Annotated in this window: 7 protein-coding genes; all 7 read right to left on the bottom strand. The window is 66.7% G+C overall.

What is annotated here, in order from left to right; translation table 11 throughout:
- Positions 1–176 precede the first annotated feature (176 nt).
- A complete protein-coding gene (locus ACWGRX_RS07115; protein WP_452116943.1) occupies positions 177–1,439 on the bottom strand; it encodes an NAD-dependent epimerase/dehydratase family protein in 1,263 nt (420 codons plus the stop codon).
- Complete coding sequence (locus ACWGRX_RS07110) at positions 1,436–2,605, bottom strand: DegT/DnrJ/EryC1/StrS family aminotransferase (protein WP_452116942.1); 1,170 nt, start codon at positions 2,603–2,605, stop codon at positions 1,436–1,438. Before ACWGRX_RS07110 ends, ACWGRX_RS07115 begins: the two co-directional genes overlap by 4 nt.
- Positions 2,606–2,758: 153 nt before the next feature.
- Positions 2,759–4,084, bottom strand: coding sequence for a glycosyltransferase (locus ACWGRX_RS07105; protein WP_452116941.1), 1,326 nt, complete (start codon positions 4,082–4,084; stop codon positions 2,759–2,761).
- Between the two features lie 143 nt (positions 4,085–4,227).
- Positions 4,228–5,094 (bottom strand): hydroxymethylglutaryl-CoA lyase, encoded by an 867-nt coding sequence (locus ACWGRX_RS07100; protein WP_452116940.1) that lies wholly within the window; start codon positions 5,092–5,094, stop codon positions 4,228–4,230.
- A 1-nt stretch (position 5,095) separates the two neighbouring features.
- Positions 5,096–5,800: an ABC transporter ATP-binding protein gene (locus tag ACWGRX_RS07095; RefSeq protein ID WP_452116966.1), complete on the bottom strand. Its 705-nt coding sequence runs from the start codon at positions 5,798–5,800 to the stop codon at positions 5,096–5,098.
- Positions 5,801–5,802: 2 nt separating this feature from the next.
- Positions 5,803–7,581 (bottom strand): branched-chain amino acid ABC transporter ATP-binding protein/permease, encoded by a 1,779-nt coding sequence (locus ACWGRX_RS07090; RefSeq protein WP_452116939.1) that lies wholly within the window; start codon positions 7,579–7,581, stop codon positions 5,803–5,805.
- Complete coding sequence (locus ACWGRX_RS07085) at positions 7,581–8,498, bottom strand: branched-chain amino acid ABC transporter permease (protein WP_452116938.1); 918 nt, start codon at positions 8,496–8,498, stop codon at positions 7,581–7,583. The genes ACWGRX_RS07090 and ACWGRX_RS07085 overlap by 1 nt, the downstream gene beginning before the upstream one ends.
- Between the last annotated feature and the right edge of the window lie 7 nt (positions 8,499–8,505).

Here is an 8,505-nt window from a genome sequence, read left to right as displayed (position 1 = left end):
GCCGTTAAACTCCTCAGCGCTGATGGTACTGTGTCTCAAGACCCGGGAGAGTAGGTCGTCGCCGGGCCTGTCAAGGATATCCCTCTAAACAATGACATTCTAAAAAAGCGCCGCCGCTGATCTCCATGGGATCAGCGGCGGCGCTTTTTGTTGTTTGGCTGCGACAGCCTTTCCGATCAGACCATGACCGTCATGACGGTTTCGAGGACCCGCGCCAGGTTCGGTGCGCGATCGCTCAACGGGAAGGAGTCCTCGGCATATTCGGTCTCGATCCCGAAGAGCACGGCGATCATCGCCAGCAGTGAGAGCAGCGGCCGGCCTGCGCGAATGTCTTTTGCCGCCGGCGCACCGGTTCGCGCCGCCTCTTGCCGTTCCGCCTGCCTGGCCGCGACCGGGAATGCAACTGCGGCAGCCGGTGCTGGACTGCGTGCCACGAGCCCGAAATCGAGCACGCGCTGCATCTTGATCAGATGACGATACCAGGCCACGGTCCGCGTCACGAGCCCGCGCTCGACCTGCCCGGCCTGCAAGGCCCTGCTGATCTCCCGCACGCCGAGCGAAACGTCCGCGCAGGCCGAAAAGCCCAGAAGCTTCCGCGCCTTGTCGAATTTCACGCTGTAGTCGCGCTTGTCCGCATCACCGGGCGCGAACTGCACCTTGACCGGCGTCGGCATCGCTCGCTCGACCTCCCGGCTCAGCTCGATCATCCGGAAATTGGCCAGGCCGATGTTGAAGACCTCGCCGCCGGTGATGGCGGGATCTGCCTCCAGCGCCTGCAGGAAGGCGCGCGCGACGTCCTGGACATGCACGATCGGCCGGCGCTGCGAGCCGCCGCCCGTCACCACGATCTCGCCGCGCTCGAAGGCACTCAGGGTCATCACGTTGACGACCAGATCGAAGCGCATGCGCGGCGACAGGCCGAACACGGTCGCATTGCGCAGGGCGACGGTGGTGAAGCCCGGCCGGTTCATCGCCCTGATCGCCGCTTCCGCCTTCGCCGCGGCCTGGGCATAGGCCGTCAGCGGGTTGAGTTCGCTGTCTTCGCCGAGTTCCTCGTCCCCGCCAGCGCCGTAGACCGAGCAGGACCCCGAGAAGACATAGCGTTCGACCCCCGCCTTCTGGGCGCTGCGGGCAAGCTCGATCCGGCCCTTCTCGTTGATCTCCCAGGTCAGACGCAGATCGACCTCGGCCGAGGGATCATTCGACAGGCCGGAGAGATCGATGACGCCCCAGCAGCCTTCCAGCTCGCGCGGGGTCAGGTCGCGGATGTCGATCGTCCTGGTCTCGAGCGCCGGGCGATCGGCATAGTGATCGAGCGTATTCGCGCCGAAATAGAAGCGGTCCAGCGCCCGAACCCGATAGCCCGCGTCGAGCAGGCGCCCGACCAGAACCGAGCCGATGTAGCCGCCGGCACCGGTTACGGCAATGATCTTGCTCATAGTGCAGCCACTCCTCTCTCTTCGATCATCCGGGAATCAAGGGACGGCAAAACCTCGTCGTGCAGGATGTTAAGGACGTGGTCCTGCTCGTCCTGGCGCAAGGTCGGGAACAGCGGCAGGCACAATGTGCCTTCGCCCCAGTCGAGCGAGACCGGGAAGCCGTTGCGCGGAACCGCGGGATCGTTGCGGTACAGGCTGAGCTCGGGCACGCTGCGGTAATTGACCGTCGCCCCGATGCCGTGATCGTTCAGCACCCGCATCACCCGGTCGCGCTGGCCGCCGGGGACATGGATCGGGAACAGGTGCCGGGCCGAGACGGCCTCGGCCTCGATCGCCGGAAAGCCGAGCGGCGTCCCCGCCAGGCTCTCCTCATAACGTCGGGCGAGACGCTCGCGCTGCGCGAGACGCGCATCGACACTGTCCAGCTGCGTCTCCAGCAACACGGCCAGAAGATCCGGAAGATTGGCTTTCGTCCCGAGCCGCGCCACATCCCAATGCTGGTAGCGCCCACCCGAGAAGCGTTGCGCCGCAGCGGCCGACATGCCGTGCAGCACCGCCTCCTTGAGGTTTGCGGCGAGCGCGCCATCCTGCGTGATCACGGCGCCGCCTTCGCCGCAGGTGACGTTCTTGGTCGCGTAGAACGAGAAGATCGCGGCGTCGCTGTCCTGGCCGGGGCGACGCCCTCCGCGCCGGCCTTCGAAGCAGTGGGCGGCATCCTCGATGATCCGGATTCCTGCGGGCAGCGCGGCGCGCAGGGCTGGGATGTCGACCATCTGGCCATAGAGATGGACCGGGATCACGGCCCTGGTCCGCGACGTGACTGCGGCCCTGACCGATGCGATGTCGATCAGCAGTGTCGAGGGCTCGACATCGACGAAGACCGGCGTCGCGCCGACCTGTTTGACGACATTCGCCGTCGCCACGAAGGTCATCGCCGGCACGATCACCTCATCGCCCGGCCCGATTCCGAGGGCGAGCAGGACGGCCACCGCGCCTTGCGTCCAGCTGCTGGTCAACTTGGCGTGGGAAACCCCGAAAATGGCGCCGAGCTTGTCCTCGACCCGGGAGCAATACTGTCCGCTTGTCAGAAATCCGCTTTCGATGACTTCCGCCACCAGTGTCGCACTGCTCGCCGGCAATGAATGACGGTAAAACGGCACCCGCATGCTCGCCTCCCGACCGAGATTTTTAATTTTGAAGAGCGATGATCGAAATTTTAATCTGAAAGGTGCATGCGAAATAGGGTCATGGAAAATTGTAGAGATCAATCAAATAGATTTGATTTCTAACAACTCACAAGGATTATCTCGTAAATACATTTATGAATGGGGGAGTAACTCCTTTTTCCCATATTGGTCGGTGTGCCCGGCACGCTCTGGCGCACGATCCGTCATCGGCAGGCCGCGATAGAGCTCGCGCAGCGAGGCGGCGATCCCGGTCCAGTCGCCTATGGCCAGGGCGACACGATAGGCGTTTTCCGACAGGCGGCGCCATTGCGCCGGATCGATCGTCTCCGCGGCGTGCATCGCCTCCGCGACAGATTCGGCGCTGAGGCCTGCGATCGCAAACCCGGCGCCGCCCGCCTCGACCTGGCCGAGGAGCCCGGTTCCTTCCGAGAGGATGAGCGGCAGGCCCATGAGCCCGGCTTCCATCAGCGCCAGCGGCATATGGTCGAAACGCGACGGCGCGACGTAGAAATCCCATCGGCTGGCCGCCTCGACCTTGTCCTGCCCGAAGCGTGGCCCCTCGATCGTGCAGACGTCGTCGATACCGAGCGCGGCGCACATCTCGGTCAGTTGTTGATGTGTCTGTCCGCTGCCGAACAGCGCGAGCCTGCCCTTGCCGCCGGTATGGCGATAGCGCGCGAACCCGGCGATCAGCAGGTCGAGACCCTTGTGCTCGATCGCCAGGCGGCCGAAGAAGCCGAAGGTCGGGAAGGTGGCGGACGGGCTGCGATGGCGCGGCGCCTGCGGGATCCCGTCCAGGCGGCTCGAATAGACCGCATTGGGCAGCAGCGCGACCTTGGCGCCGGGCACCAGCCAGCGCACGACGTCGGCCTCGTGCGGGGTCAGGGCATGGATGAAGCGCGCCGCGTTCAGCGCAAAACGCTCGAGAAGCTTGATGTAGAGGACCGCCCTGGGGCGCTCCAGCTTGCCGTCCAGGCTGTAGATGTGGCCGAAGCGGCTATGGGCGGTGATGCCGAAAGGTAGACCACGCCGGCGCATGGCGCGCGAGATCGGCAGGAGCAGCGGCTGCCTGACGCCGTGTATGTGATAGACGGTCGACGGGCCGCTATCGGCGAGGATCGCCTCCAGCACGTCGCGGTCCAGCCCGATATGGCGCCCCAGTACCTGCCGGCCCCGCAAGGGTAGAATCTGCGCCGGGATGCCTGACGGGATGTCCGGTGTCCGTCCCGGTGCGGTCAGGAAGATCAGACGCGAACGATCTCCGGCATGGATCTGCTCGAGCGCGAGCTGTCGCGCGACCTGATGCAGCCCGTTTGCTGCCGATGGATGATCGTCCGCTTCGTCGAAGATCAGATGTCGAATGTCGAGGGGGCGATCCTGCAGATCACGTTCCGAAAACCCGCCATCCGAGCTCATTGCCACACCTGTTCTTGTCTGATCCCACGAATGGCGCCGCAAACCGTTGGAAGGCCGCGCCGGTTGAAGTCAGCCGCAATCGTCGGTGTTCGCGAGGCGCGGAGATAGTGCGCGGAAGGGGTAGTCAGAGTGGCGAGTATGCGTGCTGCGGCATCGTTCGCCCTGGAGGTGGGAGCGCCTATCGGCTACCGGGCCGTCATGTCCAGGCGCGCGCCGATCCATCGTCCCGCCCGTTCCAGTGCCGCGAGGTCGACGCCGGTCGAGATACCTTTCGCTTCGAAATGCGCGACGAGGTGTTCGGTCGCCAGATTCCCGGCCGCGCCCGGTGCGTAGGGGCAGCCGCCGGAGCCGCCGACCGCGCCGTCGAAGATCTGCAGGCCGAGCCGCCAGGCCACCTCGACATTGGCGATCGCCTGGCCCGAAGTGTCGTGGAAATGCCCGGCGAGCATAGCCGCCGGAGCGCGCCTCAGCGTTGCCTCGACCATCGCCTGCGTCCGCTCCGGCGTGCCGCGCCCCAGCGTGTCGGAGAGTGCGATCTCGCTGCAGCCGAGCGCCAGAAGCTCGGCCGAGACGGTTGCGACCGCCTCTGGCGCGATCTCTCCCTCATAGGGGCAATCCAGCGCGCAGGAGACATAGCCGCGGACCGGCACTCCGGCGCGTTCCGCCAGCCTCATCACAGGCCGGAAGCGCGCAATGCTCTCGGCGATCGAGCAATTGGTGTTCTTCCGGCAGAAGCTTTCCGAGGCCGCCGTGAACACGGCGAGCGCCTGCGCGCCCGCGGCGAGCGCGGCCTCGGCTCCCTTCTCGTTCGGGACCAGGGCCGAATAGACGACGCCCGGCTGGCGGGTGATGCCACGCATCACCGCCTCATGGTCGGCCATTTGCGGCACCCAGCGCGGCGAGACGAAGGCCGTCGCCTCGATGCGGGAGAGGCCGGCCTCCGCCAGCCTGCCGATCAAGGCGAGCTTGTCGGCGGTCGTGATCGGTGTCGTCTCGTTCTGCAGGCCGTCGCGCGGACCGACTTCGACGATGACGACCTCGCGCCCCGCCATTTCAGGCTCCGAGATAGGCCGAGCGGACGCGCTCGTCGCGCAGCAGCTCGGCGCCGGTGCCCTCCAGCGTGATCGTGCCGGTCTCGATGACATAGGCCCGGTCGGAGACGGCGAGCGCCTGATTGGCCATCTGCTCGACCAGGAGGATGGTCATCCCTTCCTCGCGCAGCCGGCGGATCACGGAAAAGACCTCGCGCACGATCAGCGGCGCGAGACCGAGCGAGGGTTCGTCGAGCAGAAGCAGCTTCGGCCGCGCCATCAGCGCGCGCGCGATCGCCAGCATCTGCTGTTCGCCGCCCGACAGCGTGCCGGCGAGCTGGTCCTGCCGCTCGGCGAGGCGCGGGAAGATGCCGAAATAGCGTTCGATGTCCGCGGCGATGCCGTCCTCGTCGCGGCGCGCATAGGCGCCGAGCACGAGATTGTCGCGCACGTTCTGGTCACCGAAGACCATGCGTCCTTCCGGCGAATGGCCGATGCCGAGCCGGACGCATTCATGGCCCCTGATACCGGCGATGTCGCGCCCTTCGAAGCGGATCGCACCGCCTGCGACCTTCACCAGCCCGCCGATCGCCCGCATCAGCGTCGACTTGCCGGCGCCGTTGCCGCCGATCAGCGTCACGACCTCGCCTTGCCCGACGGAAAGCGAGATGCCCTTCAGCGCCTCGACCGCGCCATAGCGGACCTTCAGCCCCTCGATCGCGAGCATGCTCATGCGGCCTCGTCCTCTTCGGCGCCGAGATAGGCGGCGACGACCTTGGGATCCCGGCGGATCGCCTCTGGCCGCCCCTCGGCGATCAGCGCGCCATAGTCGAGAACCAGCACATGCTGCGAGATGCCCATGACGAGATCCATGTGGTGCTCGATCAGCAGCACGGTGACGCCGGCCTGCTGGATGCGGCGGATGACCTCGCCGAGCTCATGCGTCTCCTGCGGGTTGAGCCCGGCCGCCGGCTCGTCGAGCAGGAGGAGTTTTGGCTGCGAGGCGAGGGCGCGGGCGATCTCGAGCCGCCGCTGCAGGCCATAGGGCAGGCTCTTCGCCGGCTCATGGGCGCGCTCGCCGAGACCGAGATCGGTCAGCAGCGCCAGGGCATCGGCCCGCGCCTTGGCCTCCGTCCGGCGGCTCGAGGGCAAGCCGAGCAGCGAGGCGGCAAAGCCGGTCTCGATGTGCAGATGCGCGCCGAGCAGGACGTTGTCGAGCGCCGAGAGTTCGCCGAACAGCTTCAGGTTCTGGAAGGTCCGCGCGATGCCGAGCCCGGCGACGCGGTGCGCGGCGAAGCCGACCGTCTCGCGCCCCTCGAAGCGGATCGAGCCGCCATCGGGCGCGACATGCCCGGAAAGCAGGTTGAGCAGGGTCGTCTTGCCGGCCCCGTTCGGGCCGATCAGCGCATGGACCTTGCCGGCGCTGATCGCGAAGGAGACATTGCGGACCGGCACGATGCCGCCATAGGCCTTGTAGAGATCCTTCACGACGAGAATCTCGCCGCTTGCCGGTGCTGACGAGGCTGCCGCCAGCGCACTGTGTCCGGAGTCCTCGGGCCTGGTCTCGGCGGGCTTCCGCCACCGTGCCGCGAGCCCGGAGACGGCGCCCGCGATGCCGTTCGGCATCAGATAGAGCGAGAACAGCAGCAGCGCGCCATAGGTGAAGTGCTGGAGTGCCGGCCAGCGCGCCAGCCAGGCGTCGAGCAGGGTCAGGATCACCGCGCCGAAGATCGGTCCGTAGAGCGAGCCCGAGCCGCCGAAGATCACCACCACCAGGAGCAGGATCGACAGGTTGAAGGTGATGAAGTCGGAGTTGAAATACTGGTTCTGCTGGGCGACCACGGCGCCGGCGAGCGCGCAGGTCACAGCCGAGATCACGAAGGCCAGCGTCTTGGCCCGCACCACCGAGATGCCGACCGATTGCGCCGCCGGCTCCGCCATCTGTACCGCCAGGAAGGCCCGGCCATAGCGGCCGGCGAGCAGCGAGCGCAGCATCAGATGCGTCGCGATGCACAGCGCCCCGACGAACCAGACCCAGTGCAGATTGGTGAAGCTGACTCCGCCGAGCGAGGGCGGGCTGATGCCGTAGAAGCCGGCCTGGCCCTTGAAGATGTCGGTCCACTCAGTGACGATCTTCTCGACGACGATGCCGAAGCCGATCGTCACCATGGCGAGGCTCGGGCCCGAGACGCGTACCGAGGGCATCGCGATGACGAGGCCGAAGATCGCCCCGAAGACGCAGGCCAGCACCAGCGACAGCCAGGGATTCATGCCCCATTCGATATTGGCGATCGCCGCCGTATAGGCGCCGACCGCGAAGAGTCCGGCATGCCCGAGCGATTTCTGCCCGGCATCGCCGACGAGCACGTTGAGGCCCGCGGCAGCGAGATAGTTCACCCCGATCGTGAACAGGATCTGCAGGTAGAAATCGTTGAGTGAGAGATAGGGAACGAGCGCCAGCGCTGCCGCGAGCGCCGCCACCCCGATGGCGTGGCCGAGCGCCGGCATCAGATCTTCTCCACGCTGCGCGCGCCCATCAGCCCGCTCGGGCGGACGACCAGCACGATGATGATCAGCAGGAAGATGGTGATCTCGCGCATCTCGGCGCGCCAGAGCCCGACCAGTGCCTCGACCACGCCGAGCAGGAAGCCGCCGAGCATGCAGCCGCGCGGGCTGGTCAGCCCGCCGACGATCGCAGCCGAGAACGCCTTCAGCGCGACGCCGAGCCCGATGAAAACCGAGGCGGTGGTGATCGGCGCGATCAGGATGCCGGCGAGCCCGGCCAGCGCCGAGGAGATCACGAAGGCGAGGATGACGATCGTCTCGACATTGATGCCGACGATCGCGGCCGCCTGCGGATTGAAGGCGACGGCCCGCAATGCCTTGCCGAAGCGCGTCTTGCGCAGGACGATGTCGAGCCCGACCATGACCGCGACCGCGACGACCGCGATCAGCACCTCCTGCGGCCGGATGCCGGCGCCGGCGATGCGCCAGACATCGCTGCCGAGCGGCGAGGGCACCGCGATCGAGGCCGGGCCCCAGATCGCCAATGCTGTGTTCTGCATGATGACGCCGAAGCCGATCGTGCTCAGCACCCAGTTCAGGCCGCCGGCCCCGACGAAGGGCTTGATCGCGCAGTAATAGAGCGCGACGCCGATGGCGCCGACCACGACGACGCTGGCGATGGTCGCCAGCACATAGGCCGTCATCGTCATCTCGGCCTGGGTGAGGTTGCCGAAATGCGGCTTGCCTGCCGCCAGCAGCAGGAGCGAGACGCCGACCAGGCTGCCCGGCACTAGGAAGGCGCCCTGGCCGAAATTGAAGGTCTTGGTCGTGGCGTAGGTGATGTTGAAGCCGAGCGCGATCAATCCGTAGATCGCGCCCAGCGCCAGACCGCTGGCCAGAGCCTGAAGGAATGCCGTCATCGTCTCT

Source organism: Allobosea sp. NPDC055594 (assembly GCF_053618995.1).
This window is presented reverse-complemented; position numbering and strand designations above follow the sequence as displayed.

Bases quoted from the DNA above. Each gene is read 5' to 3' on its own strand.
- ACWGRX_RS07115 (WP_452116943.1), bottom strand. From the start codon at position 1,439: ATGAGCAAGATCATTGCCGTAACCGGTGCCGGCGGCTACATCGGCTCG.
- ACWGRX_RS07110 (WP_452116942.1), bottom strand. From the start codon at position 2,605: ATGCGGGTGCCGTTTTACCGTCATTCATTGCCGGCGAGCAGTGCGACA.
- ACWGRX_RS07100 (WP_452116940.1), bottom strand. From the start codon at position 5,094: ATGGCGGGGCGCGAGGTCGTCATCGTCGAAGTCGGTCCGCGCGACGGC.
- ACWGRX_RS07095 (WP_452116966.1), bottom strand. From the start codon at position 5,800: ATGCTCGCGATCGAGGGGCTGAAGGTCCGCTATGGCGCGGTCGAGGCG.
- ACWGRX_RS07090 (WP_452116939.1), bottom strand. From the start codon at position 7,581: ATGCCGGCGCTCGGCCACGCCATCGGGGTGGCGGCGCTCGCGGCAGCG.
- ACWGRX_RS07085 (WP_452116938.1), bottom strand. From the start codon at position 8,498: ATGACGGCATTCCTTCAGGCTCTGGCCAGCGGTCTGGCGCTGGGCGCG.